Below are 24,565 nucleotides of genomic sequence, written 5' to 3'. Positions count from 1 at the left end.
AGATACCTTTTACTAAACATCACTATTTATAAAGACATACAATTATCTTTATGATTAAAGAGAGACATGTCAGGTTTAATGTCTAATAGAAATCAAAAGAGGAAGGAGTGAAAACAAATGGAATATGATACAAAAGTTAAAAACAGAATGAAGCGTATTGAAGGACAAGTTAGAGGACTATTAAAAATGATTGAAGAAGAAAAAGACTGTCGTGATGTTGTGACGCAAATGACAGCAGTAAGAAGTGCTTTAGACCGTACAGCTGCATTAATTGTTAGCACAAATCTTGAGCAATGTATCCGTGAGGAAAAGGATAAAGGAGAAAGTTCAGAAGATCTGATCAAAGAGGCTGTCAATTTACTAGTAAGAAGCCGATAACTTGTTAGGATTGACAAATTATTTCTAAGTCTTTAACCTAAAAATAGGGTTATGGTTATATAACTCTATTTTTTTTAAACAATACATATACCCCTACGTGTATATGTATATAACAAAAGGAGAGAAGGATATGTCAGATAAAAAGAAAACAACAATCGTATTATTTAGTGGTGATTATGATAAAGCAATGGCAGCTTATATAATTGCTAATGGCGCTGCTGCGTATGATCATGAGGTTACTATTTTTCATACTTTCTGGGGACTGAACGCACTTCGTAAAGAAAACCAAATTCCATTAAAGAAAGGATTTTTGGAGAAGATGTTCGGTAAAATGATGCCGAGAGGTGCTGATAAAATGGGGCTTTCTAAAATGAACTACTTAGGAATGGGCCCTAAAATGATTAAGCACGTAATGAAGAAACACAATGCTATGACATTACCTCAATTAGTGGAAATGGCACAGGAACAAAATGTGAAAATGATTGCTTGTACAATGACAATGGATTTACTTGGTTTGCAACAGGAAGAATTGTTGGATGGTATTGATTATGCTGGAGTCGCAGCATATATTGGTGATGCTGAACAGGGCAATGTAAATTTATTTATATAATTTTTTTGTAAACAATAATACCCTGGGTGTATGCGAGGGTATAAAAGAGTAGTTGTAAGAAAGTATAGAACTGAGAAAAATGGAGGGATAAATAGTAATGAAAGAAATCACTGCAAAAGAACTAGCAAAGAAGTTAAAGGAAGAAGAAACATTGAGCATAATCGATGTGAGAGAAGTAGATGAGGTTGCTCAAGGTAAAATTCCTGGCGCTCTTCATATAGCTTTAGGACAAATACCTGAGCGAGTAAATGAAATAGATAAAGATAAACAACATTTTATTGTTTGTCGATCTGGTGGAAGAAGTGGGAAGGCATGTGCATTCTTAAGTGATCAAGGTTATGACGTTACCAATATGGTAGGTGGCATGCTTGCTTGGGAAGACGGAGTAGAGAAATAAGAGGAGGAGATTATATGAATATAACTGCAAATGAAATTTTAAATGCAAAAGGTTTGGCATGTCCGATGCCGATTGTTAGAACGAAGAAAGCAATTACTAATTTGGAACCAGGTCAGGTAATTGAGGTGCAAGCAACTGATAAAGGTTCTACAGCTGATATAAAAGCGTGGGCAGATAGTACAGGGCACCAGTATTTGGGAACAGTAATAGATGGAGAAGTATTGAAGCACTATTTAAGAAAAGCAAGTGAGGAAGAAACAAAAGAAGATACTAAGCACGAAGCTATCATGGACTTGCGAATACTTCGTAATAAAATAGATGCTGGAGAGTCGCTTGCTATTGTGGATGTCCGCGAACCAGCAGAGTTTGCCTTTGGTCATATACCTGGTGCTAAAAATATACCCCTCGGGGAACTAGAAGAAAGACTTTCAGAGATTGACCAAAATGAAGAACTACACATTATTTGCCGAACAGGAAGTCGAAGTGATTTAGCTGCACAAAAGTTGAAAGCAAACGGCTATAAAAATGTGAAAAACATTGTACCTGGTATGTCTAACTGGGAAGGTCCAACAAACAAAAATAACTAGGAGGGAAATGTATGGCTAAAACAATTTCAACTAAAACTCTAGCGAAAAAAGTAATTAATCATGAGAAAACGTTAATTTTAGATGTACGCAATACAGATGAATTTGATAATTGGAAAATTGAAGGTGGTAAGGTAGAGGTCATTAACGAGCCGTACTTCAATCTATTAGATGATGTCGAACCAGTTTCGAGTAGGTTAGAGAAGGATAAGGAAATAATTGTTGTTTGTGCAAAAGGTGGCTCCTCAGAGATGGTTGCAGACTTACTAGAAGAAGCTGGTTTTATAAATGCTTACAGCCTAGAAGGTGGTATGAAAGCATGGAGTGAGCATCTGGAGCCAGTGAAAATTGGTGATTTAACCGATGGTGGTTCGTTGTATCAATTTGTACGTCTAGGAAAAGGCTGTCTATCTTATTTCATTGAATCAAACGGAGAAGCAGCTATCATCGATACAGCACGAATGACAGATGTATATGAAAATTTTGCAGAAAAACAGGGTATTCAAATTAAACATTTGATAGATACACACTTACACGCCGACCATATTTCTGGTGGCCTTAGCCTTGCAAGTAAAGTAGATGGAAAGTATCACCTGCCACCCAAAGATGCTACTGAGGTGACGTTTGATTATACGCCATTAGAAGAAGGAAATGACATTATTGTAGGAAATACAGCAGTAAAAGTCCATCCAGTATACTCACCAGGTCATACGATTGGTAGTACGTCATTTATTATTGATGATACGTATTTATTAACAGGTGATATTCTATTTGTGAAATCAATTGGTCGTCCAGACTTAGCTGGTTTGGCAGAAGACTGGGTAGGTGATCTTCGTAACACACTTTATAATCGCTACAAGGAACTTTCCGATGATTTAGTTGTGCTACCAGCCCACTATTCATTTGCAGAAGAATTAGGAGAAGGCGGTAAAGTGTCTGCTCGTTTAGGAGATCTATATAGTAAAAATTCAGGTTTACAGGTTGAGGATGAAGGAGTATTCCGAAAAATGGTAACTGAAAACCTTCCACCACAACCGAATGCTTATCAGGATATTCGTCAAACAAACCTGGGTCAAATAACTCCAGAACACGAAGAACAAAAAGAAATGGAAATAGGACCGAACCGTTGTGCGGTTGAAGGTTAATACAAGGAGGAGAAAAGAATGGAAGTAAAGAAAGTATTAGATGCAAAAGGATTAGCATGTCCAATGCCGATTGTAAAAACGAAAAAAACAATGGAAGAACTTAACTCAGGGGAAATACTAGAGGTTCATGCAACTGATAAAGGGGCCAAAAGTGACCTCACCGCATGGGCAAAATCTGGTGGCCATGAACTGTTAAAAGACACTGAAGAAGATAATGTATTAAAATTTTGGATTAAAAAAGGATAGAAGGAGACTCATTAGTATGGGTCCCCTCCTATAAGGAGGGACTGCATTATGGAATATAGTTTTATTTTTATCGTAACTATCTTTCTGATTGGCTTTATCGGTTCCTTTGTTTCAGGAATGGTAGGAATCGGTGGATCAATTATTAAATATCCAATGCTATTATATCTCCCATCCCTGGTTGGTTTGACGACTTTCACTGCACATGAAGTTGCTGGGATTAGTGCAGTTCAAGTCTTATTTGCAACAATAGGTGGTGTTTGGGCATACCGTAAGGGAGGATATTTAAACAAAACACTAATTATATATATGGGAATAAGTATTTTACTTGGAAGTTTTATTGGTGGATACGGATCGCAGTTTATGACGAATGTCGGAGTAAATCTTGTTTATGGATTGCTAGCGACCATTGCTGCAATTATGATGTTCATGCCGAAAAAGGGAATCGACGATATTCCGTTGGAACAGGTAACCTTTAATAAATGGGTGGCGTCATTTCTAGCCTTTTTAGTCGGTATTGGGGCAGGGATTGTAGGGGCAGCAGGAGCATTTATTTTAGTGCCAATTATGCTTCTGGTTTTAAAGATCCCTACAAGAATGACCATTGCAACATCTTTGGCTATAACGTTTATTTCTTCGATAGGCGCGACAACCGGTAAACTAATGACTGGACAAGTAATGTTTATACCTGCCTTGATCATGATTATTGCAAGTTTAATCGCCTCACCTTTAGGGGCGCATTTCGGGAAAAAAGTGAATACAAAAATTTTACAATGGATTTTGGCAATCTTAATTTTTGGAACTGCAATTAAAATTTGGCTAGACATTGTTAGTTAACATAAAACCAATCTCTCCTGAGGTTGGTTTTATTGATGGCTATTATACAGAACCCGTTTGAGTATTTGGCTATTCACAAAAGGGTCAAACTATTCCTCGTTATCAAGTAGAAAAATTCCTAAACAGGTTATTGTATCTCCCATTAAGGGTAATAGTTACCAACCGACTTTTCGACAAATTCTAGTATAATCCTTCCAATTTTAACAGGTAATCCTTTATACTAGATTTAAATATAAAAATGGGAGATTGATAGGATGGGGAAAAAACTACTAACAATGACAACGATGATGACGCTTCTACTGCCAAGTGTGCTCTCCATAGACACTGTAGCTGCAGAAGAGACGGTAAGCTCTCATAAGGAACGGCAAACGAGCATTAAGCCCTTAGCAATTGATAACATGAAGCGATTTACATATGATTCAGGTTACGAATTTGAATACCCTGATGCGGTTCGCGGTCTTTATGTTACAGGAAATTCAGCAGGCGGAAGTCGTTTTGAATCTTTAGTGGACATGATTGAAAGCACAGACCTTAATGCAATGGTTATTGATGTAAAAGAAGATAATGGAAATCTTACGTTCAAGCCAGAAGAAGGTTCTCCATATGAAGACATCGCGAAGAATTTCATTGATGATCCTGAAGCAATGATGAAAACCCTAGAAGAGAAGGGGATATACCCTATCGCGAGAGTTGTAGTGTTTAAAGATTCGGTTCTAGCAAAAGAAAGACCTGAACTTTCCTTTAAGGAAAACGGCAAGGTCTGGGTTAACGGAAAAGGGGAAGCATTTGTAAGTCCTTTTCAAAAAGAAGTATGGGAGTATAATGTAGGCATCGCGAAAATGGCTGCAGAGATGGGCTTCCAAGAAATCCAATTTGACTATGTTCGTTTTCCGGAAGGCTTTGAAAGTAGAGATGATGAATTAGAATACTCCATGGGGGATTATGCGGAATCTGATATGAATAATATCAAGAAACGTGTACAAGCAGTGACAGACTTTGTTGCTTATGCAAAGGAAGAAATGTCCAATTATGATGTTGATGTGGCTGTTGATATTTTCGGTTATGCTGCAACGATTGAAGAAGCACCAGGCATTGGGCAAAACTTCTCCAAAATTTCTGACAACGTGGATGTCATCTCCTCTATGATTTATCCAAGCCATTGGACTTCTTATTTTGGTATTGAAGTTCCAGATAAAGAACCGTATAAGCTTGTGAAGGAGTATGCCAAAGTAGAGAATGAAGTACTAGGTGCATTGGAAGAGCCACCAGTATCACGACCATGGATCCAAGATTTTGAAGCGCCATGGCTATACAGCGGTCCAACGAAGCAATATGGCAAAGCAGAGGTTGAGGCACAAATAAAGGCATTACATGAAAGTGGCATTAATGAATTCTTGCTTTGGAATTCAGGTAACAGTTATACAGAAAACGTTGATTATAAAATAGGATATAAAGAATAAGGTTAAGCAGCTCTCTCCCTGACAGAGAGCTGCTTTTCGTATGGCTTAAAAACAAACGGACAAAATATGCAGACGTACATTTTTTGGTAACGATTTAACAAAAGCAAGATTATTCGTTATACTAGAGAGGACTACTAAAAATAAGGAGTAGATCAATGAATTGGTATGAAAAGTTAAATAAGTATTTTCCGGTAGAAGAGATGAAATCAAAAAAGCATATGGAGATGCTTTTAAAAGAAAAGGGGGATGTCTACTACAAAGACGAAAGCCCCAAGCATGTTTTAATGTATGCAGAGTTTGATTCGTTTCTCTTTATCGATTATCTATGGGTATCTGCAGCAACGCGTGGTCAAGGAATTGGCCATAAGTTAATTGATAAGCTAAAGAAGAAAAACAAGCCGATTATCTTAGAAGTTGAACCTGTAGATTATGAGGATACAGATACAGAAAAGCGTCTGCATTTCTATCATAGGGAAGGCTTTACTCATGCGCAATCAATAGGGTATAACCGTCGTTCATTAGCGACAAATGAGGAAACCCCAATGGAGATATTATTCTGGTCTCCAAACAATGAAACAGAAGAAGTTATTTTTGAACAGATGAAGAAAATGTATGAAGATATTCATACGTATAAAGATGAAGAAATCTACGGCCGTGCATATCAGCCGGTGGATGAAGTATTGAGCTATGATGAAGACAATGCCCGGGACGATATTTTAAAAGGTCTAGGAACAACTGAAAAAGCATAAAGCCTAAATATGTTTAGGTCCAAATAAAATAAAATGAGCAAAGGCCGAACAGCATTCGATTCTCCATAAAGATTCGAATGATTGTTCGGCCTTTGTATTCCCTTTTTTCAATACTTTTTTTAAGTGCCCACTTTACGTGTAAGCTACAATTCATCTAATCTTTTTTTTATGATGATTTTTTTTCCGTACGCCCCACTGATAGATTGTTAAGCCGATCAGCTAAGCCAAGTCCATTCTTTAATGGCAAAGCCTCGTCTGTTAGTAATGTTTCTTTTAATTCATATGCGTTAGAACCGTGTTCTGCAAAATCAAGTCCTGCAATTTCTTCTTCTTCCGATACACGAATAGAAGAGAAGCGGGTAAGGATGAAAGTGAATGCTCCTACAGTTAACATGGTCCAGGCAATAACCGCAAGCACTCCGATTAACTGTATACCTAACTGGGAGAAACCATTGCCATAAAAAAGTCCTGTAGAGGTGGAGAAGAGTCCGACCGCAAGTGTACCCCAAACTCCACAGATTCCATGAACGGTAATAGCGCCAACTGGGTCGTCAATTCGTAGCTTCGTATCTAGGAAACGTATCCCTTCTACAAGTACCACCCCGGAAATTAATCCGACCAGAATAGATCCTGCAAGGGAAATCTCTGCTGTACCTGCAGTGATACCAACTAACCCGGCGAGTACACCATTTAATGATAGGGAAGCATCAACACGTTTAAAACGGAATTTTGTATAAGCAGCAGTGGATACTAAAGCTGCAGAAGTGGAAAGAAGTGTTGTGCCGATTACCATTGGAACGAGCGTTGGATCTGCGGCAAGTGTGCTCCCACCATTAAAGCCAAACCACCCAAGCCAAAGTATAAACACACCCAGTGCACCTAATGGAATGTTGTGACCTGGTATGACATTCACTTTCTTGCCTGTATACTTTCCAATACGTGGTCCAAGGAATAATACGACAGTTAACGCACCGACTGCCCCTGTTAAATGTACTACTGTAGAGCCAGCAAAATCACTGAAGCCTAGATTTGTTAACCAACCATCACCCTGCCAGATCCAATGTCCAACAACCGGGTAGATAGCGCTTGTCATTGCTATGACAAATAAAATGTAACTTCCTAGCTTCATACGTTCGGCAACAGCCCCGGAAATTATTGTTGCACATGTTGCAACAAACATAGCCTGGAATACGAAGAATCCAATATCTTCCACGCCGCTTAATAGAAAGCCATCAATACCAATTATAGAACCGGCAGTTGTTCCAAACATAAGCCCATAGCCGACCACAAAGAATAATATGGATGCTAGACTTATAGTTAAAAAGTTTTTCATCAGAATATTAAGTGAATTTTTTGCACGAGTAAACCCTGACTCGACCATTGCAAATCCAGCATGCATGAAAAACACTAAGAATGCTGCGAACATAACCCACACTAGGTCAACTGAAATTTGCAAGGATTCGGTAGTTGGTGCGGCATAGACAGGTGATGCAACTAAGAATAGGAATAGTGATAATAACAAACTTTTCTTTAACATGATTCGTCCTCCTTTTTAAGATATGGAACTAAATAACAGCTTCGTTGCCACGTTCTCCAGTGCGAATTCGAATTACTTCTTCGACAGAAGAAACAAAGATTTTCCCGTCGCCGATATTACCAGTACTGCAGGTCTCGAGAATAATGGATACAATTTCATCAAGCTGATTGTCCTCTACAATCATTTCTACCTTGATTTTCGGTAGTAATTGTATTTGGAAAGTGGTCCCTCTAAACACACCAGTTTGCCCTTTTTGTTTTCCGGTTCCAGCTGCTTCTGTAACGGTCAATCCGCCAATTCCAATAGACGACAATGCATTACGCAATGGTTGGAACTTTTCAGGTCGGATAATTGTTTCGATCTTTTTCATCCTTAACACACCCTTTCTTTTATTGATGTTAGGAAACCTAACACAGCAAGTTATGTTAATTATCATAAAAGGAAACAAGGCAAAATGCAAGTACTTTTCCATAAGTTTTTTGAATATTTAAAAGTAATCGTTTACACGGTTTATAAGCGAATTGAGAATTTTTTCATGTAAGTGGTTTATTTGAAAATGTTTTGGGGTACCTTACAAGTAACGAATTAAAAACATTTCATGAACATTTTATAAAAAAACCCTATTTTCTCGTATACCCTCTACCTTTCGCTTGACAAATGTAGTATAATTTACATAAAGGGTTAATTAAACTTATTTTAATTTAATAAGTTGTTCAATGTTATGAAATGAATTCAACCCACTTTAGAATGAGGAGTGAAGTTTTATATGGTAACACTTTATACCTCACCAAGTTGTACATCTTGCAGAAAAGCAAAAGCATGGTTAGAAGAACATGATATCCCGTTTACGGAACGTAACATATTTTCCGAGCCATTATCACTGGATGAAATCAAGGAAATTTTACGTATGACGGAAGATGGAACTGATGAGATCATATCAACACGGTCAAAAGTCTTTCAAAAATTGGACGTTAATATTGATCAATTACCAATGAAGGATCTGTTTAATTTGATCCAGAAAAACCCTGGATTATTGAGAAGACCAATAATCTTAGATGAAAAGCGTCTGCAAGTTGGGTATAACGAAGATGAGATTCGCAGATTCTTACCAAGAACAGTGCGCACATTCCAGTTACGTGAAGCGCAACGCATGGTAAACTAATCGTAAAATAAAAATGAATAATAAAAACGCGGTTCATTTTAAATGATCCGCGTTTTTCATGGTGTGCAGGTTTTTTGGTGCTATTTTGAAAACGTTATAATATTGTCAAAAAATTCATCGTGACAAATTAGGGGAAATAGTTTAGAATATGTTACTAACTATTTATAATATATAGGCATATTAATTTCCAAATACTTATGTAGTATCATACAATGAGAGTAGGAAATCATCCTTCCATATAAGGAGAATATGCTAATTAGCTAATGGTTAGAGACAGGCTATTTTGGGTAATAGAAATACAGGGTTTATTTATATAGATTAAGGTGAAGCTATCTCTTCCACCTATAAACTATGACCAGAAGGGAGAGAACTATCGATGGAAATAGAAAGAATTAATGAGAATACGGTGAAATTTTATATTTCTTACATGGACATTGAAGACCGTGGTTTCGAAAGAGAAGAAATTTGGTATAACCGTGAGCGCAGTGAACAGCTCTTTTGGCAGATGATGGATGAGGTAAATTATAAAGAAGGTTTCAATGTGGAAGGTCCATTATGGATTCAAGTCCAAGCATTGGAAAAAGGCCTTGAAATTATTGTAACGAATGCGAATATATCTAAAAATGGGGAAAGCATTCAGCTTTCTGAAGAAGATGGCAATACTTCCGGTTTCTCAGTAAATAAAAACATTGAAAACATGCTTGAAGAAAAGTTTGGTAAAACGAATGAACTAGACGACGAAACAACTGAAGAAGAAGGCAATGAAGAGCTAGAAGCAGCTAACCTATGGATTATCGTCAAATTCAAGGACTTTGAAGATGTTATACAACTAAGTCACTATTTTGAGAACTTTGAAGGAAGTGCTGAAGAAACGCTTTATCACTTTGATAATGACTACTATCTCTATCTTGAATTCTCACAAGATTTATTAGATGAGAATGCACAGGAGGATATTATCAGTCAGGTATTCGAATTTGGAAAAGATTCGGAACTAACAATCCATCTCCTTGAAGAATACGGTAAGAGAATATTTGAAGAAAAAACGTTTGAGCAAGTACGTAAGTATTTTCCAGCCAAAGCATAGACACTCTGTAATTAGAGTGTCTTTTTTTGTTACGTACTTTCATTAGCATCCTTATGGCAGTAGTGAATATTTCTATTATTTAAAGAAGGAATTACTCCGTTAATGTCGAATGAAGGATGGTGAGGAGGTGATTTATCGGATGCTTCAGGCTAAATCAAGTGGGGGAGAGCTCATCACACTTGCCATCCTGACATCGGCTGAGCTCAAGCAACTTAAATTAGAGAAGCAGACATTTACTTGTCCTGTATGTGGAAGCAGGGTAATCGCAAAGGCCGGTAAAAAATTAATACCCCATTTTGCCCACCATCATGCTGATGCCTGTATTACTTCAGAGAATGGAGAAAGTGCCTATCATGAACAAGGAAAACTTCTGCTATATCAATGGTTGAAGGCCCAACAGTTACAAGTGAAATTAGAAGCCTATTTACCAGAAATTCAGCAACGTCCGGATATTTTATTGACGGCCGGCAATAAAATGATTGCGATTGAATTTCAATGTGCTCGAATTCCGCCAGAAGTTATCATTAAACGTAATAACGGCTATAAACAAGCAGGAATTACCCCAATTTGGATTATGGGGGAGCAGCTACTAAAACGAAAATCAACAAACGGTTTTAAACTGGATGCTTTCCTACAGCTATTTATACACCAATTTACCGCGGCAACCCCACCGATTATTTACTTCTTTTGTCCACATACAATTCAACTTATCAACTTAATGGACATATATAGTATAGGTAACGGCCTTGCTTTTGGATTAATTCAAATTCGTATGCTTCAGGCCATACAGTTTCCTGAACTATTTCATTTTCGTAACTTCGAGAGACAAACACTGTGGAGGTTATGGAAAAAAGAGAAAGCGCGTTTCAGGATAAGTCCAATAAGGCAGTTCGGTTCAGAGTCGAAATGGCATAAATGGCTCTATGAAAAAGGCCTACATCGTGATTTTCTACCCACTATCGTCCACATCCCAGTGCCTTCTCAGCATTTTATGAGGCAGCCTCTTTGGAAATGGCAGAGTAAGCTCGTGATCGAGGTACTGTCTCCTTTACCGATCGGTGGAACAATTTCTCTTAATAGACTCAATGCTGTGCTAAGACAGGTCCAACATCCTCGAGGTATCTTTCCGCTCATAAAACACTTCTCAAATCCCATTGCAGAGTATATGCAGCTCCTTTGTCAGCTCGGATACTTTTGCGAAATGACTTCTAACCAATACCAGAAGCTCAGCCCCATATCCTATTTTTCCTCTGTGGAAGACGCTATCAAGGCGGATAATGAATTGACTCTACAATTCTTAAGTAAAATTTGGTGAAATAATTTCGGGACCCTAAGCAAAATACGAGCATTATTCCGCTTGAATTCGATATACTAATTATAGTGGGTTTATAATCAGGGCTCCTACATTGAATTGTAAGAACTAGTTAAAGAGAAAAAAGGAGGAATATTAGTGGCTAAATCGACAAAAGAGTTACCAAAACGTAATGAACTTCCTGTATATTTGACCTGGAAACTGGAAGACATTTTTGAAACCGATCAGGCATGGGACGAAGAATTGGCGCAACTACAAAAGGATATTCCACAAATAGCAGAGTTCCAGGGTAAATTATCTGATTCTGCTGACAGTTTGTACAACATGCTACAGCTACAGGACAAATTATCTCAACGTCTTGGTAAGCTTTATACATATGCGCATATGCGTTACGATGAGGATACAACTAACTCATGGTATCAGGGTTTAAACGCAAAAGCGGAAAATGTATTGACACAAGCTTCAAGTGAGATGAGCTTTGTTGTACCAGAAATTTTGGCTATGGAAGAAGGAAAGGTCGAGGCTTTTCTCAAGGAAAATCAAGGTTTGCAGGCTTATAAGAAAACACTTGATGAGATTACAAGACAACGTCCTCATGTTCTAAGTCAAAAGGAAGAGGCATTGCTAGCTGAGGCTTCAGAGCCGATGTCTAGTGCTTCTCAGACATTTGGTATGCTAAATAATGCTGATTTGACATTCCCTCGTATTAAAAATGAATCAGGGGAGGAAGTCGAGCTAACCCATGGTCGCTATATTAGTTTTCTTGAATCTAAAGATCAACGCGTCCGTGAAGAAGCATTTAAAGCAATGTACGGAAAGTATGGTGAGTTTAAAAACACTTTCGCCTCCACATTAAATGGTAACGTTAAAAAGGATAACTTTTATGCAAAAGTGCGCAACTATAACTCTGCAAGAGAAGCTGCATTGGACAATAACAATATTCCTGAGCAGGTATATGACAATCTTGTGGAAGCTGTAAACGAAAAGCTACCATTGTTACATCGTTATGCTGCACTTCGCAAAAAGGTAATGAAATTGGATGAATTGCATATGTATGACCTCTTTACACCGCTTGTGCAAGATGTCGACATGGAAATTCCATACGAAAAGGCTCAGAAAGTCGTTTTAGAAGGATTAGAGCCACTCGGAGAAGAATACCTTAACATTGTTAAAGAAGGCTATGAGAACCGTTGGATTGACGTAGAAGAAAATAAAGGTAAACGTAGCGGTGCATACTCTTCAGGAGCTTATGGTACAAATCCGTATATTCTGTTGAACTGGCAGGACAATGTGAACAATATGTTTACACTTGCGCATGAACTCGGTCATTCTGTGCATAGTTATTATACAAGAAAGAATCAACCGTACCGTTACGGTAATTATTCCATCTTTGTTGCAGAAGTTGCTTCTACATGTAATGAAGCATTACTTAATGATCATTTACTAAAAACAACAGAAGATGAAAAGGAAAAACTATACCTGTTAAATCATTTTCTGGAAGGATTCCGTGGAACAGTTTTCCGTCAAACAATGTTTGCAGAATTTGAGCATGATATCCATGTGCGGATGCAAAATGGGGAAGCGTTGACAGCTGAGAGACTAACAGAGCTTTATTATGAGCTAAATAGAAAATATTTTGGAGATGCAGTTGTATCTGACGAGGAGATCGGACTTGAGTGGGCCCGTATTCCGCATTTCTACTACAATTATTATGTGTACCAATATGCTACAGGCTATTCTGCAGCTACAGCACTTGCCAACAAAATCCTTGCTAAAGAAGACGGGTCAGTGGATCGCTATCTTAACTTCTTGAAAGCTGGAAGTAGTGATTACCCAATCGAAGTCTTAAAACAGGCAGGGGTGGATATGACATCTAAACAACCTATTTTAGATGCGCTAGATGTCTTTGAAGAAAAGCTGAATGAAATGGAAGAACTATTATCTCAACAAAATTAAACAAACAAAAAACAGGATGGTCAAATGATCATCCTGTTTTGCTATCTCATCCCGCGATAAACCTTTTTATTTGTGAATGAATAAACGGTTAAATAGATGCAAATAAATAAGATTGGTAATGTAAGGTAAAGTGGGATGACGTCCATTAAACCGAGGATGTTTAAAAAGAACGCGAACACGGTCAGGACAAGGAAAAAAAAGGGAAATAAGCCTTGCACAGAAGGTCCTCCTATCACATTTTTATTTTGTTTGCATATGATAATGCTTATGTTTTTTAGACGTAATTTAGAAGTGTGACACTTCTGTGAAAATGTGAACATACTTATTGAAACATAAGAGCAAACTTGGTATAGTTAGTTTGTAAGATGAGAACAAACAAAACCCCTTTGTTTGAATCATGAAACTTTCTCCCATCCCCCTTTGTTTATTTATACAAAGAGAGATATAGAGGATATACGCTGCCCCGTATATCCTCTATTTTTATAAAGCCCCCCCATCCTGTATAAAAGGGAAGGAGAGAGGATCTAATCATACATAAAAAAATAAGCCTTCTAAAAGGCTTAAGTCTTTATCGTTTACCAATATATTTCCAAAAAGAACCGTACTTAACAGGAATTCTTTCTACAATTTGTTTCAACTGCAGTTTTTTCATTTCTTTTTCTGTTTGTGCTTGACTCCAGTCATATACAACAGAGATTTCCTTGCTACCAACGATATTATAGTGTGCTAGAAAATCTTCAAGTGATGGCTTCTCTGATGGAATAGGATGAATGCGTAAAATTTCTTGTAATACACGTACATAAATTTCATAAGGATAGAGCCCAGAAACCTTAATACCTTGTTCTTCTACCATTTGATTAAAGAAAACGATCGTTGGGATATAGTCAACTTCCATTTCTTGGGTTAACTTAAGGTCACATTGAAATGCTTTCTTTGCAGAAGAGGAGTATAAGTCACTTTGGAATTCTGCTGTATCTAAATTCGCTCTTTCTGCACATTTCAGGAGTACCGATTCATCTGAAATGTTCTGTTTATTTAAAAATGCTTCTTCTTGGATTTTACGTAGAAATTGTCTTCCAGCCTTTTTTCCTTGCAGTTCCGCTGCTTTAATAGCAATGGAAGCAAGCCAAGGCGATGTGACCGGGTTATCGATCCATAAATCCCCGTCACAGCTCATTCCTGTTCGTTTCGCAGTTTTTTCCCATATATCTCTTAGTCGTTTCGGTTTATCAAATTGATCTCTATTTAACGTGTTGATATGGCCACTTACGATAGGACGAACAGTGAAAAAACGACCGTATTCAATAGAAAGCTTTTTTATATAGGGCTCCAGCGCCCAGCATTCTGGACAAAGAGGGTCAACGAAAACATACATCTCAATTGGTTTTTGCAGAACATCAAAAAAGCTGTAATTTCCCGATGTGTTGGCATGTGTTGAGCTTAGCTCTGTTTGATTCCAGCTCACATCGATTCTCCTTTCTGTTATTCTGGTGTGTTCATCATGTGGTTAGCAGTCATCGTTAATTTTTCATATATAGCTGTGCGATATGGTTCCTCTATTTCAGCTTCGACTAATGCTTGCGCCATGCATTCTAACCAGGCATCACGTCTTTTGGGAGTTATTTTAAAGGGTAAGTGCCTTCTTCTAAGCATAGGATGCCCACGTTCCTCCAAATATAATGAAGGCCCACCAAAAAACTGAGTTAAAAATAATGTTTGTTTTCTTGCTGTTTCTGTCAGATCTTCCGGGAATATAGGGATAAGTTCCGTATTAACGGCGACACGCTTATAAAACGCATTGACGAGTCGTTCAATGGTCTCATAACCACCAATTGCCTCAAACATTGTTCCAGTCTCTCTCATCGAAAATTCCCCTTGCTATTATAAAAGCTTCTAGACCATCCCTATAAAAGATGTGTTAGTGCTTTTGATTTAAAGTTTGTATATATTGTAGCAACGGAAGGGATTGCGGGCAAATAATCTGATTGTATGAAGCCTTTAAGCTATTCTTTTGTATCCAAGGATTGAAAGAATCTCTGTATTTTATTAGGTGTTTTACGCTCAGGTATAGCAAATTGTTTAAGTAGCGACTGAAACACGGATCTGCCAACTTCCTCTGACGGTGCTTCAAGCTCTAGTTCATAATCGGCCTGCCCGTTATACGTACTATAATCAAGTACGAGTAAAACATCTCGATACGGAATTTCTCGTCGAACTGTTGTCAAGGCACCAAAGTACGTTAGCGTAGATGGTGTAATATTCCATTTATCTAGCTGTTTTTGCGTATGCTCTTTTTCTATTGGCTTTCCACTCAACCACTTATCCACTTCCTCTTCGGACAAGGTGTCATGCGTCTCTAGTAATCCCTTCTCATTTGGTTCCTTTAAAGTAAGTTGGTAAGCTCCTTGCTTCTCTCTAATTCGCAGTGCTGCTCCATTCTCTTTTAAACGAAAATCCTTTGTTTCAAAATAGTAATTTGTTTGTGTTTTACCTTCTATTGAAAAAGGAAGCATATTTAATAGTAACTCGAATTCTTTTTTTGTTAGTATATTTTTATATTCAATCTCAATTTCCTGTGTCACATTATTCTCTCCATTATTTTAAATTGGTTAGTATTGATTATGGCTAATGCGAAGCAAATATGCAAAGATTAGCCATTGTGTTAGATTATGGTACAATAGGATGGGAATTATATCCTGACGATTCGTACATAGAGCTAAACGGCTTTATTGCGCGTTTTAGAAGAAAATCAGGTGGTGTTAATTGTGAATTGGGGAGCGTTGCTTGCACCTTATATACAGGTAGTAGAGGAATTAAAAGTAAAACTTAAAGGAATACGAAAACAGTTTGAATATGAATCAAGGCATTCACCAATAGAATTTATTACAGGTAGAGTTAAACCTGTTCCAAGTATCTTGGAAAAAGCTGAAAGTAGACAGATTAAAATGACTGATATTGAACAAAAAATACAGGATATTGCAGGGTTACGAGTAGTCTGTCAGTTTGTTGATGACATATATACCATTGTAGAGATGCTCCGAAGCCGCGATGACCTTTCGATTATAGAAGAGAAGGATTATGTCTCAGAGAAAAAGAATAGTGGATACAGATCCTATCATCTAATAATCGAATATCCTGTAGAAACTATTGATGGTAGGAAAATTCTTATGGCAGAAATTCAAATTAGAACATTAGCCATGAACTTCTGGGCAACAAATGAGCATTCTCTAAATTATAAGTATAAAGGCAGGATACCAACTGAGGTAAAAGAAAGATTACAACGTGCAGCAGAAGCGGCGTTTAAGCTAGATGAAGAAATGTCTAAAATTAAAAGTGAAGTGCAGGAAGCCCAGAGAATGTTCCACCGGAAATAATAAAGCCTGATTTCAATTAGGAGGATGAATACATGAAGTTTGTTATCGTATCAAAGGGCGATGATCGTTCAAATAAACTGAAGGCGACGATGAAACAGTATTTGACTGATTTTGATTTAGAATATGATAAGGAAGAACCTGAGTTGGTTATCTCTATTGGAGGGGATGGCACGTTTCTTGAAGCATTCCACCGGTATATTCATCGATTGAGTAAAACTTCGTTTATTGGAATACACACAGGACACTTAGGGTTTTACGCAGATTGGGTCCCTGAAGAAGTGGAAAAATTGATTATCGAGATTGCTAAAACTCCTTTTCAGATTGTGGAATATCCATTATTAGAAGTGACGATACGCTCGAAGACAGGCGAAAGCAAAGATACTTTTCTTGCACTTAATGAGGCGACGATTAAAACAGCAGACGGATCCGTTGTATTTGATGTAGAAATAAAGGGAGAGCGGTTTGAGACCTTCCGAGGGGATGGCCTTTGTATTTCTACACCTTCTGGAAGTACGGCTTATAACAAAGCACTTGGTGGTGCTATTATTCACCCATCACTCGATGCGATCCAGTTAACAGAAATGGCATCTATTAATAACCGTGTTTTCCGTACGATTGGTTCACCGTTAATCCTGCCGAAACACCATCCATGCATTCTACGACCAACCGTTGATCGTAGTTTTCTAATTGCAATCGACCATTTTACAACAAATTACACTAATGTAGAATCCATTCAGTGTCGGGTAGCTGAAGAACGTATCCGCTTCGCAAGATTTCGTCAATTTCCATTTTGGAACAGAGTACGCGACTCCTTTGTAGCAGAAGAAAATAGCTAGGGTCATGAAACCTTGGCTCATAACATTTGCTTTCACGCATAAATAGTGATTTAATTTGATATTTAATAGCAACTATAAAGTAAATAAGTACAATCTTACACAAAGATTTCTTGCAATGAAGGAGAAGCATTAAAATGGAATGGATTATTAGAAAAATACATGAAGGATTACTTATTCGAACATACTTACAGCGAGAACACGGGTTTTCGAGGCGAATGATTAAATCTATTAAATTTAATGGAGGAAACATCCTCGTTAACGGTACAAACCAGAATGTAAGGTATGAATTAAAAGAAGGAGACAAGCTTGTAGTAGAATTTCCCCAAGAAAAAATTGGAGCTTATATGGAACCCGAAGATACACCGTTATCCATCGTATACGAAGACGATGCTGTGCTCGTCTTGAACAAAGCTGCTGGAATGCTCTCTATCCCGTCATTACAACAGCCTACAGGAACAGTAGCTAATGCATTACTTGGCCATTACAAAAACCATGACGTCACGAACACGGTTCATATTGTGACACGTTTGGACAGGGATACCTCAGGGCTAATGCTAGTGGCTAAAAATAGTTACAGTCACTCCCGGTTATCAGCTTTCCAAAAGGATGGAAAAGTGAAACGGCAATACCAGGCAGTCATTGAAGGAATCCCTTCAGACAAAAAGGGTGTAATTAATGCACCAATTGAACGTAAAGAAGGCTCTATTATTGAACGAACAGTACGGGAGGATGGGAAACAGGCCATTACTCACTATGAAATAGATAAGGAATTCGACCACTATTCACTGGTAAGAATTCAGTTGGAAACAGGACGCACACATCAGATCCGTGTTCATTTCAGTTATGTTGGTCACCCGTTAGTAGGCGACACCTTATATGGGGGAGATGACAAATGGATCGGGAGACAGGCTTTGCACTGTTATGCACTTAGCTTTAAACATCCTATAACGAATGAGGACATACATTTTCAACAGGAACTGCCACAAGACTTGAAACAGCTTTTGTAAAGAGAAGCTAACTTAAGAGGAACTATGCTAAATTAATTAATCAAAATAAGTAAATTTCTCTTTCATTAAAGGCTGTTTTGATGGAACATTCACAACTTCTTTTTCAGGTAGTCGAAAGGCACTTAATGCATTGCCAAATACACAACCTGTATCAATATTAATCGTGCGGTGGACGATTCTTGGTGACATGACAGGTGTGTGTCCATAAACGATCCAGTCTGCGCCCTCGTATTCTTTTGCCCAGTCTTTTCTTACAGGCCTTCCATCCTCTGTAAAGTCACCGGTAATATCCCCGTAAAGTATGAAGGTTTTGACCTTTTTATCCGAGCGACCAATATATTCCTCTTTTATGCCAGCGTGAGCAACGATAGCTTTCATCTTAGGAAGCTGCAGATATAATGGGGCGTTTTCGTATAATGTCATAAATTTTTGTCTAACTTCTGCTTGTTCTTTTCTAGAAAGCTGGTTGTATTCTTCTACAGTTGTCTCCAAACCATGACGCTGCTGGACTTTATTACCGAGAAAAAAACGATAGAGCTTATTGCAATGATTTCCTGGTACATAACGAGCTTTTTTCTGTATAATAACAAGGTGGTAGACAAGCTCGATGACCTTTAACGATTGAGGACCACGGTCAGTAATATCGCCTAGGAATATAGGAATCCTTTCATCGGGATGGCTATATTCCTTTTCTTTTTGATAGCCAAGCTCTTCAAACAAGTTATGTAGTTCTTCATAACAGCCATGCACGTCTCCGATAATATCTACTTTTTCCATTATACCCATCCTTATAATTTTTCTTGCTTTCCTGTAAAAATTGGATTATCATAAATCGCGTCCCTGCTAACTAATCTAAAATGAAATTGTCATTTATACCGGTGTAACCGTCCGTAAGACTCCCAACTTCAAAACATGAAGTGAAACAGTGGGAGTAAACGGACGCTAATACCCTGATTCGTTCAACTAACAATCAGTGGGGAAGAATGAAACCTCCCACTATTGAAGTTTCACTTTATTATATCCATTATTTAGTTAGAAACCAAATTGTTTTAATGCTACTTTACAGGGAAAATAAATATTAGACTTTTATTATCACAAAATAGAATAGAAAGTCAGTGTTGAATGTAGAATTGCCAAGAATAAGTAAGCTTTTAGAAAAAGGTTAGCTTGCTTTTTCAAGCGGAAGGAATGTTTCTCAATGGAATCCAATAATCGCTATGACGAAGAATACGAAGTACAGTATGAAGCACACTGGAAAAAGTTACAGCATGCATTAGAGCATGAAGAAATAGAAGAATTTCGAGATGAATTTCTGGATATGCATCCATATGATCAAGCGAAGTTCTTTATGGAGCAGGAAAAAGCATGCCGTATGCAAATTTATACTTATTTGTCTCCAGAAGAGCTTGGGGAAGTTATGGAAAATGTCGATCTAGAAGATACCACCTTTATCGTGGCCGAAATGGACCCAAGAATGTCATCCATGATGCTTTCTGAAATGTCGGCAGATAATGCGGTTGATATATTAAATGAACTGGACAAAGACCAGGTTGCAAGCCTACTGACAATTATGGATAAAGAGGCAGCTGATGAAATCAAACAGTTGCTTCATTATGAAGAAAAAACCGCTGGTAGTATTATGACGACAGAGTTTGTCTCCACATACAAGCATTATACTGCTGATCAGACCATGAAACTATTGAAAGAAGAAGCCCCTGATGCGGAGACGATCTATTATTTATATGTGGTTGATGAAGATAAGCGATTAGTCGGTGTCCTTTCACTTCGGGACTTAATAGTTGCGTCTGAGGAAACATTAGTGGAAGAAATGATGAATGAAAAGATTGTTGCTGTTTCCGTTGCAAAGGACCAAGAAGAAGTTGCTCAAATGATTCGTGACTATGATTTTCTTGCAGTTCCGGTTGTAGATTTTCAAGAACACCTACTAGGAATTATTACGGTCGATGATATCTTGGACGTTATGGAAGAGGAAGCTAGTGAGGATTATTCTCGCCTTGCTGGTGTAACGGAAGCCACAAGACATGCTGACAGTGCCCTTGTCACAGCCCGAAAAAGGCTTCCTTGGCTAGTCATTCTGCTCTTCTTAGGGATGTTTACTGCCAGTCTCATTGGAAGGTTTGAGCAAACGCTCGAACAAGTTGCTGTTCTAGCAATCTTTATTCCGTTAATTGCCGGGATGGCTGGAAATACTGGTACACAGGCATTGGCTGTAGCAGTACGTGGTCTGGCAACAGGCGATTACGGCAAGCAGGGCAAGACCAAGTTGATATTGCGAGAGGCAGTAACGGGATTAATTACTGGAGCAGTCTGCGGAATTGTCATCACATTGGTTATCTATCTCTGGAAGGGAGATATTTTCCTCGGATTGCTGGTCGGGATTTCTATTCTTGCCACCTTGATTGTGGCAACACTAGCTGGTTCACTTGTCCCGATTATTATGGATCGCTTTAATATTGATCCAGCCGTAGCATCTGGTCCATTTATTACAACAATTAATGATATCATCTCCATCCTCATTTATTTTGGAATGGCAACAGCCTTTATGGGATTGTTAACTTAAAAGACAAAAAGTACTCTTCTACAGAGTGCTTTTTTGTATGTTTAGGCAATTATTCCATTAAAATTCTTTCACACATTTATAAAAATGGGTTCATATAATGAGAAAGGAAGGAGTGATCACGAATGGCAAAGAAACGATTTGCGAAAGACCCCTTGCTTTACATTCACCAACCAAAAGAAAGTAACCCAAAAGCTCCCATGCAATATACCTCTTATACAAATGCAGAAAAGAAGGAGCATCTAGCAGCAGAGCCAGAACCGGTTGAGCAAAAGAAAAAAGAGGTTGTAGGGCCAATCAATACGCATGCTAGACGTCGCAGTTTTTTAGAAGAACAGGCACTACATCAGGAAAAATGGAAAAAGGTTGAGTCAGAAGTTAACGAAAGTGTGGAACAAAAACATGAGGAAAAAATTCCTGAGCTAATTGAGGAATCTAAAAATCCTGAAACAGAAACAGAAACAGAAACAGAAACAGAAAAAAGTGAACGCCCGAAGTTTAAAGATATGACAATTGATGAGAAGGTGGCGTACTTCGTGTCAACACCCAGCTATGCTCCACAAATGCGTTGTGAAATTAGAACAGGAGAAAGATCCTACCGGGGTGTCATTACCGGGTCTGAGGACAACTATGTATATATAAGAGTAGGCAACAGGAAACAAAGTACAAAGATCAACCTAGATGACATCAAACATATAAAATTATTAGGATTTTAAAAAAAGCTCGAGGATATAATCCTCGAGCCTTTTTCGTTTCCTTAGTTAAGTGCATTAACTGCAGGAAGACATGTTACGTGACAGAAGCAGTTAAGGTCTACAGTCATACAAATACCAGTCGCGCGTAGTGGTTTTGTTTCTTGGTCCACTGGATTCTTCGGACAAGGATTTTCATCACCAGGATCTCTTAACAGCTCAAGAACCGCACAGCAATCATCGGTGATTTTCTTCACTCTAAAGTAGAAGGTGCTTACAACGTATCCGATATTGCTTGGATGTGCACCGTACCCTTGGAATGGTTTGCAGTCTCCTTTACAGTAAAGGATTACCGGAACTGTATCTAAACCATTGCCGTTATCTGTTTCCCCCAGTAAGTCCGTGATGGACTGTTCGCAGCTCGTGTCACAACAATTTTCAATGACGTCATTCTGTGCCTCAACTATTTCACTAAGAATATCGCAAACACAGTTTCCTGTTTCAAAATCTTTTCCACAACCCATGAATTATTACTCCCTTCAAAAATGAAATTGACTCATTTGTCTTTACTAGAGTATGTGTTTTCGCATAGATGGTGTGGGCATCCACCCTAAATAATCTAGATATTTATCCGTATAAACGGGCGAATGTCTACACCAGCCTAATTTTGTAACATAGACTAATAACGAACATACATGAAAAAGGAGTGGAAGCTAGTGTCTGAGAGAAAACAAGTCATTCATGTGAAAGACCTTGTTATAAAGGCGGATAACGTTTATATAGAACCAACGAGACAGCATCATCGTAACCCATTTTTTGGTGGCCGAACTCAAGAAGAAGCAGCTGAAGATGTACACCATGAATATAGGGAAGACGTTGAGAATAAAACAGATGAGAAGAAAGAAGAAAGAAGAGATCCTTTCGGTTGGTTCTAAATGAAACTGGCAGCTATTTTGTAGCTGCTTTTTATTTTATGTTCGGAATGCATGAAATTCTATCTAGGAAGAAATGACGACGTCGTTGGAATTTTGAAGTCCCAAGTATAAGAAAAACGTAAACCTTCGCTAATGAGTGAGCGAATGCAAGTTTTTCTAATGACAAAGGAGGGCTCTTGATGAAAGGACCTGAACCCAGGTGGCTTCAACACATTCGGGATATTGAAAAACATCTCGAAAAAAATGAAAAATGGCTAAAGCAACCAGAGTCTAAATTTAACCAATTTAGTAAGGAAGCTGAAGCTTGGGAGAAAGGGTATTTATCTAAAATCAGTGATGTAGAGAAATTTGCAAAAGAATTAGAGAAGACAATGGAGAAATTGTAGGAATACTTCTTAGATAAAAGGGTATATATAAATAACTAACCACTAAGATAGCTTACTTCTCAAATTTATTATCTATAAAGGAGGCGCTTATATGGGCTATATTCTTCCAATCTCTCATTACCAATACAATGATTACCAAAACCGGATTACGGAAACAAAACCAAATCCACACTATATTGAAAGACCTTTCAAAGTAATTTTAGAAGAACAGCATCAACGTATCGAAAAAGAATATGAACGTCTAAATGGCCAAGTACAGCAATCTCCTTCAAAAAAAGATATACATGCTAATAAGTTTTTTGAGCAAATTACCGGTAAAGGTAAGAATTTTAGTGCAGGTGTTTAATCTTTTATATATTCAACGAAGAGAGTCTCGTGGAACGGGAAATATCACATGTAATCAGTCAAAAGGCAAATGATTAAGAATATTTCCTACGCTAATTAGAATGCCACTTCTTCAAGCATCAGAAAAATCCGAACTAGATGAAAAAACATCCTAGTTCGGATTTTTCTTTAACTAAAGCATTTTTATTGCATTCTCATTTAAATCGCTTATGTCCTCGGTTTGTAAATGGAAGTAGGAATAGTTGCTTATCCTTTATGTATTCTGCGTAGAATACTTCCTTCGGGCTTGAATAGTCTTGTTTATGCAATTCTTCGATTAACCATTCCTCTGTGAGATTTTTTTCCTTCAGGTTATCAAAAATAATTTCACCATCATTAATAAGTGTCGTGGCAAGGTGGACATCGTGTGTTGCTACTTTCAAATCATGTTTTGTTGGTGTTTGATTGGCAGCCTTTTTTAATACAGAGACTTTGCCGTTTGTTTCTAATATAGCGTATTCTACATCCTGTATAGAAAACACATCTTTCTCGCGTAACAAATGTTGGAGTTGATTTAGGTCAAGCTTACTTTTCTTCATTGTATCCCGGATAAGCTTACCCTTATAAATAATAATATCAGGACTACCTTCCATGAAAGCACGGGTCCTTTTCCACTTTTGCGTGATAATTTCTGTCAGATACAACAGCACGCCCCATAAGATGATAACAAACGCAATCTCTGGAATACCGGCCTCTTTATCAAACAATGCATTCCCAACAAGTTCGCCAAGGATCAGGGCTGAAATAAAGTCAAAAGGTGTTAATTGGCTAATTTGTGTTTTACCCAATACCTTCGTAAGTAAAAATAATGCTGCAAACCCGAACAGTGTTTCAAATAACATAGAGAGATAATCATTCAAAGGTGCTGCCCCCTTATAGGCATTTAAGCCTTAGCCTACCCGAAAAAGGGGGTCTTATT

At 37.9% G+C, this 24,565-nt stretch carries 29 protein-coding genes; 21 read left to right on the top strand and 8 right to left on the bottom strand.

Annotated features, from left to right (window positions below; all coding sequences use genetic code 11):
- Nucleotides 1-117: 117 nt before the first annotated feature.
- The 9 genes from K3T81_RS04510 (at nt 118) to K3T81_RS04470 (ending at nt 6,403) form a co-directional block, all read left to right on the top strand.
- The gene (locus tag K3T81_RS04510) at nt 118-378 is read left to right on the top strand and encodes a metal-sensitive transcriptional regulator (protein WP_036573907.1); all 261 of its coding nucleotides are present in this window, start codon (nt 118-120) and stop codon (nt 376-378) included.
- A 130-nt stretch (nt 379-508) separates the two neighbouring features.
- On the top strand, nt 509-988 hold the full coding sequence (locus K3T81_RS04505) for a DsrE/DsrF/DrsH-like family protein (RefSeq protein WP_036573905.1): 480 nt from the start codon (nt 509-511) through the stop codon (nt 986-988).
- A gap of 97 nt (nt 989-1,085) precedes the next feature.
- Nucleotides 1,086-1,385, top strand: a complete 300-nt coding sequence (locus tag K3T81_RS04500; protein WP_153004850.1) for a rhodanese-like domain-containing protein — start codon at nt 1,086-1,088, stop codon at nt 1,383-1,385.
- A gap of 14 nt (nt 1,386-1,399) precedes the next feature.
- Nucleotides 1,400-1,972 (top strand): sulfurtransferase TusA family protein, encoded by a 573-nt coding sequence (locus K3T81_RS04495; protein ID WP_238018533.1) that lies wholly within the window; start codon nt 1,400-1,402, stop codon nt 1,970-1,972.
- An 11-nt stretch (nt 1,973-1,983) separates the two neighbouring features.
- A complete protein-coding gene (locus tag K3T81_RS04490) occupies nt 1,984-3,114 on the top strand; it encodes an MBL fold metallo-hydrolase (protein ID WP_238018532.1) in 1,131 nt (376 codons plus the stop codon).
- Between the two features lie 18 nt (nt 3,115-3,132).
- Nucleotides 3,133-3,360, top strand: coding sequence for a sulfurtransferase TusA family protein (locus tag K3T81_RS04485; protein WP_238018531.1), 228 nt, complete (start codon nt 3,133-3,135; stop codon nt 3,358-3,360).
- Between the two features lie 48 nt (nt 3,361-3,408).
- Complete coding sequence (locus K3T81_RS04480; RefSeq protein ID WP_238018530.1) at nt 3,409-4,194, top strand: sulfite exporter TauE/SafE family protein; 786 nt, start codon at nt 3,409-3,411, stop codon at nt 4,192-4,194.
- 254 nt (nt 4,195-4,448) lie between these two features.
- Complete coding sequence (locus K3T81_RS04475; protein WP_036573893.1) at nt 4,449-5,654, top strand: putative glycoside hydrolase; 1,206 nt, start codon at nt 4,449-4,451, stop codon at nt 5,652-5,654.
- Between the two features lie 155 nt (nt 5,655-5,809).
- Nucleotides 5,810-6,403: a GNAT family N-acetyltransferase gene (locus tag K3T81_RS04470; RefSeq protein WP_036573890.1), complete on the top strand. Its 594-nt coding sequence runs from the start codon at nt 5,810-5,812 to the stop codon at nt 6,401-6,403.
- Nucleotides 6,404-6,569: 166 nt separating this feature from the next.
- Here the strand turns inward: K3T81_RS04470 and K3T81_RS04465 are convergent, their stop codons facing one another.
- Nucleotides 6,570-7,940, bottom strand: coding sequence for an ammonium transporter (locus tag K3T81_RS04465; protein WP_106896314.1), 1,371 nt, complete (start codon nt 7,938-7,940; stop codon nt 6,570-6,572).
- 28 nt (nt 7,941-7,968) lie between these two features.
- Nucleotides 7,969-8,310, bottom strand: coding sequence for a P-II family nitrogen regulator (locus tag K3T81_RS04460; protein ID WP_036573887.1), 342 nt, complete (start codon nt 8,308-8,310; stop codon nt 7,969-7,971).
- A 396-nt stretch (nt 8,311-8,706) separates the two neighbouring features.
- Between K3T81_RS04460 and spxA the strand changes: the two genes are divergently transcribed.
- The 4 genes from spxA to pepF all read left to right on the top strand — a co-directional run bounded on the left by spxA (nt 8,707) and on the right by pepF (nt 13,454).
- On the top strand, nt 8,707-9,102 hold the full coding sequence (gene spxA / locus K3T81_RS04455) for a transcriptional regulator SpxA (protein ID WP_036573885.1): 396 nt from the start codon (nt 8,707-8,709) through the stop codon (nt 9,100-9,102).
- Between the two features lie 376 nt (nt 9,103-9,478).
- On the top strand, nt 9,479-10,186 hold the full coding sequence (gene mecA, locus K3T81_RS04450; protein ID WP_106896315.1) for an adaptor protein MecA: 708 nt from the start codon (nt 9,479-9,481) through the stop codon (nt 10,184-10,186).
- A gap of 139 nt (nt 10,187-10,325) precedes the next feature.
- The gene (locus tag K3T81_RS04445) at nt 10,326-11,501 is read left to right on the top strand and encodes a competence protein CoiA (RefSeq protein ID WP_238018528.1); all 1,176 of its coding nucleotides are present in this window, start codon (nt 10,326-10,328) and stop codon (nt 11,499-11,501) included.
- A gap of 135 nt (nt 11,502-11,636) precedes the next feature.
- A complete protein-coding gene (pepF, locus tag K3T81_RS04440) occupies nt 11,637-13,454 on the top strand; it encodes an oligoendopeptidase F (RefSeq protein ID WP_238018526.1) in 1,818 nt (605 codons plus the stop codon).
- Nucleotides 13,455-14,022: 568 nt separating this feature from the next.
- Here pepF and K3T81_RS04435 read toward each other — a convergent pair.
- From K3T81_RS04435 to K3T81_RS04425, 3 genes are all read right to left on the bottom strand, one after another.
- A complete protein-coding gene (locus K3T81_RS04435) occupies nt 14,023-14,919 on the bottom strand; it encodes a ClpXP adapter SpxH family protein (RefSeq protein WP_106896318.1) in 897 nt (298 codons plus the stop codon).
- A 17-nt stretch (nt 14,920-14,936) separates the two neighbouring features.
- Nucleotides 14,937-15,317 carry a globin domain-containing protein gene (locus tag K3T81_RS04430; RefSeq protein ID WP_036573874.1) on the bottom strand — a complete coding sequence of 127 codons (381 nt, stop codon included), beginning with the start codon at nt 15,315-15,317 and terminating at the stop codon, nt 14,937-14,939.
- 140 nt (nt 15,318-15,457) lie between these two features.
- Nucleotides 15,458-16,036: a CYTH domain-containing protein gene (locus tag K3T81_RS04425; protein WP_238018525.1), complete on the bottom strand. Its 579-nt coding sequence runs from the start codon at nt 16,034-16,036 to the stop codon at nt 15,458-15,460.
- Nucleotides 16,037-16,219: 183 nt separating this feature from the next.
- On the opposite strand from K3T81_RS04425, the gene yjbM reads away from it, so the two are divergent.
- From yjbM to K3T81_RS04410, 3 genes are all read left to right on the top strand, one after another.
- Complete coding sequence (yjbM, locus tag K3T81_RS04420) at nt 16,220-16,828, top strand: GTP diphosphokinase (protein ID WP_106896320.1); 609 nt, start codon at nt 16,220-16,222, stop codon at nt 16,826-16,828.
- Between the two features lie 32 nt (nt 16,829-16,860).
- Complete coding sequence (locus K3T81_RS04415) at nt 16,861-17,664, top strand: NAD kinase (RefSeq protein WP_106896321.1); 804 nt, start codon at nt 16,861-16,863, stop codon at nt 17,662-17,664.
- Nucleotides 17,665-17,798: 134 nt separating this feature from the next.
- Nucleotides 17,799-18,671 carry an RluA family pseudouridine synthase gene (locus K3T81_RS04410; RefSeq protein WP_238018523.1) on the top strand — a complete coding sequence of 291 codons (873 nt, stop codon included), beginning with the start codon at nt 17,799-17,801 and terminating at the stop codon, nt 18,669-18,671.
- 36 nt (nt 18,672-18,707) lie between these two features.
- Here the strand turns inward: K3T81_RS04410 and prpE are convergent, their stop codons facing one another.
- Nucleotides 18,708-19,448 (bottom strand): bis(5'-nucleosyl)-tetraphosphatase PrpE, encoded by a 741-nt coding sequence (prpE, locus tag K3T81_RS04405; RefSeq protein ID WP_238018522.1) that lies wholly within the window; start codon nt 19,446-19,448, stop codon nt 18,708-18,710.
- 421 nt (nt 19,449-19,869) lie between these two features.
- On the opposite strand from prpE, the gene mgtE reads away from it, so the two are divergent.
- Together mgtE and K3T81_RS04395 are read left to right on the top strand one after the other, a co-directional pair.
- The gene (gene mgtE, locus K3T81_RS04400) at nt 19,870-21,252 is read left to right on the top strand and encodes a magnesium transporter (protein ID WP_238018521.1); all 1,383 of its coding nucleotides are present in this window, start codon (nt 19,870-19,872) and stop codon (nt 21,250-21,252) included.
- Nucleotides 21,253-21,374: 122 nt separating this feature from the next.
- Complete coding sequence (locus K3T81_RS04395; RefSeq protein WP_238018520.1) at nt 21,375-21,965, top strand: CotO family spore coat protein; 591 nt, start codon at nt 21,375-21,377, stop codon at nt 21,963-21,965.
- Between the two features lie 41 nt (nt 21,966-22,006).
- Here K3T81_RS04395 and K3T81_RS04390 read toward each other — a convergent pair whose 3' ends face one another.
- Nucleotides 22,007-22,465: a CotY/CotZ family spore coat protein gene (locus K3T81_RS04390; protein ID WP_106896326.1), complete on the bottom strand. Its 459-nt coding sequence runs from the start codon at nt 22,463-22,465 to the stop codon at nt 22,007-22,009.
- A gap of 192 nt (nt 22,466-22,657) precedes the next feature.
- On the opposite strand from K3T81_RS04390, the gene K3T81_RS04385 reads away from it, so the two are divergent.
- The 3 genes from K3T81_RS04385 (at nt 22,658) to K3T81_RS04375 (ending at nt 23,608) form a co-directional block, all read left to right on the top strand.
- The gene (locus K3T81_RS04385) at nt 22,658-22,876 is read left to right on the top strand and encodes a hypothetical protein (RefSeq protein WP_106896327.1); all 219 of its coding nucleotides are present in this window, start codon (nt 22,658-22,660) and stop codon (nt 22,874-22,876) included.
- 179 nt (nt 22,877-23,055) lie between these two features.
- Nucleotides 23,056-23,262 carry a hypothetical protein gene (locus K3T81_RS04380; protein ID WP_238018519.1) on the top strand — a complete coding sequence of 69 codons (207 nt, stop codon included), beginning with the start codon at nt 23,056-23,058 and terminating at the stop codon, nt 23,260-23,262.
- 91 nt (nt 23,263-23,353) lie between these two features.
- Entirely contained in the window at nt 23,354-23,608 is a 255-nt protein-coding gene (locus tag K3T81_RS04375) for a hypothetical protein (protein WP_238018518.1), read from the top strand.
- 193 nt (nt 23,609-23,801) lie between these two features.
- Here K3T81_RS04375 and K3T81_RS04370 read toward each other — a convergent pair whose 3' ends face one another.
- Nucleotides 23,802-24,506: a YetF domain-containing protein gene (locus K3T81_RS04370; RefSeq protein WP_238018517.1), complete on the bottom strand. Its 705-nt coding sequence runs from the start codon at nt 24,504-24,506 to the stop codon at nt 23,802-23,804.
- Nucleotides 24,507-24,565: the final 59 nt, after the last annotated feature.

Source organism: Oceanobacillus jordanicus, assembly GCF_022095695.1.
Taxonomy (GTDB): Bacteria; Bacillota; Bacilli; order Bacillales; family Amphibacillaceae; genus Oceanobacillus_B; species Oceanobacillus_B jordanicus.
The sequence above is the reverse complement of the archived record's forward strand: the minus strand, read 5'-3'. Positions and strand labels throughout refer to the sequence as shown.

Coding starts and splice junctions, on each gene's coding strand:
- spxA (WP_036573885.1), top strand. CDS start 8,707: ATGGTAACACTTTATACCTCACCAAGTTGTACATCTTGCAGAAAAGCA.
- K3T81_RS04475 (WP_036573893.1), top strand. CDS start 4,449: ATGGGGAAAAAACTACTAACAATGACAACGATGATGACGCTTCTACTG.
- K3T81_RS04445 (WP_238018528.1), top strand. CDS start 10,326: ATGCTTCAGGCTAAATCAAGTGGGGGAGAGCTCATCACACTTGCCATC.
- K3T81_RS04465 (WP_106896314.1), bottom strand. CDS start 7,940: ATGTTAAAGAAAAGTTTGTTATTATCACTATTCCTATTCTTAGTTGCA.
- K3T81_RS04430 (WP_036573874.1), bottom strand. CDS start 15,317: ATGAGAGAGACTGGAACAATGTTTGAGGCAATTGGTGGTTATGAGACC.
- K3T81_RS04390 (WP_106896326.1), bottom strand. CDS start 22,465: ATGGGTTGTGGAAAAGATTTTGAAACAGGAAACTGTGTTTGCGATATT.
- K3T81_RS04495 (WP_238018533.1), top strand. CDS start 1,400: ATGAATATAACTGCAAATGAAATTTTAAATGCAAAAGGTTTGGCATGT.
- K3T81_RS04505 (WP_036573905.1), top strand. CDS start 509: ATGTCAGATAAAAAGAAAACAACAATCGTATTATTTAGTGGTGATTAT.
- mecA (WP_106896315.1), top strand. CDS start 9,479: ATGGAAATAGAAAGAATTAATGAGAATACGGTGAAATTTTATATTTCT.
- K3T81_RS04380 (WP_238018519.1), top strand. CDS start 23,056: ATGAAAGGACCTGAACCCAGGTGGCTTCAACACATTCGGGATATTGAA.
- K3T81_RS04415 (WP_106896321.1), top strand. CDS start 16,861: ATGAAGTTTGTTATCGTATCAAAGGGCGATGATCGTTCAAATAAACTG.
- prpE (WP_238018522.1), bottom strand. CDS start 19,448: ATGGAAAAAGTAGATATTATCGGAGACGTGCATGGCTGTTATGAAGAA.
- K3T81_RS04490 (WP_238018532.1), top strand. CDS start 1,984: ATGGCTAAAACAATTTCAACTAAAACTCTAGCGAAAAAAGTAATTAAT.
- K3T81_RS04375 (WP_238018518.1), top strand. CDS start 23,354: ATGGGCTATATTCTTCCAATCTCTCATTACCAATACAATGATTACCAA.
- K3T81_RS04470 (WP_036573890.1), top strand. CDS start 5,810: ATGAATTGGTATGAAAAGTTAAATAAGTATTTTCCGGTAGAAGAGATG.
- K3T81_RS04395 (WP_238018520.1), top strand. CDS start 21,375: ATGGCAAAGAAACGATTTGCGAAAGACCCCTTGCTTTACATTCACCAA.
- K3T81_RS04510 (WP_036573907.1), top strand. CDS start 118: ATGGAATATGATACAAAAGTTAAAAACAGAATGAAGCGTATTGAAGGA.
- K3T81_RS04480 (WP_238018530.1), top strand. CDS start 3,409: ATGGAATATAGTTTTATTTTTATCGTAACTATCTTTCTGATTGGCTTT.
- K3T81_RS04410 (WP_238018523.1), top strand. CDS start 17,799: ATGGAATGGATTATTAGAAAAATACATGAAGGATTACTTATTCGAACA.
- K3T81_RS04485 (WP_238018531.1), top strand. CDS start 3,133: ATGGAAGTAAAGAAAGTATTAGATGCAAAAGGATTAGCATGTCCAATG.
- mgtE (WP_238018521.1), top strand. CDS start 19,870: ATGGAATCCAATAATCGCTATGACGAAGAATACGAAGTACAGTATGAA.
- K3T81_RS04460 (WP_036573887.1), bottom strand. CDS start 8,310: ATGAAAAAGATCGAAACAATTATCCGACCTGAAAAGTTCCAACCATTG.
- K3T81_RS04500 (WP_153004850.1), top strand. CDS start 1,086: ATGAAAGAAATCACTGCAAAAGAACTAGCAAAGAAGTTAAAGGAAGAA.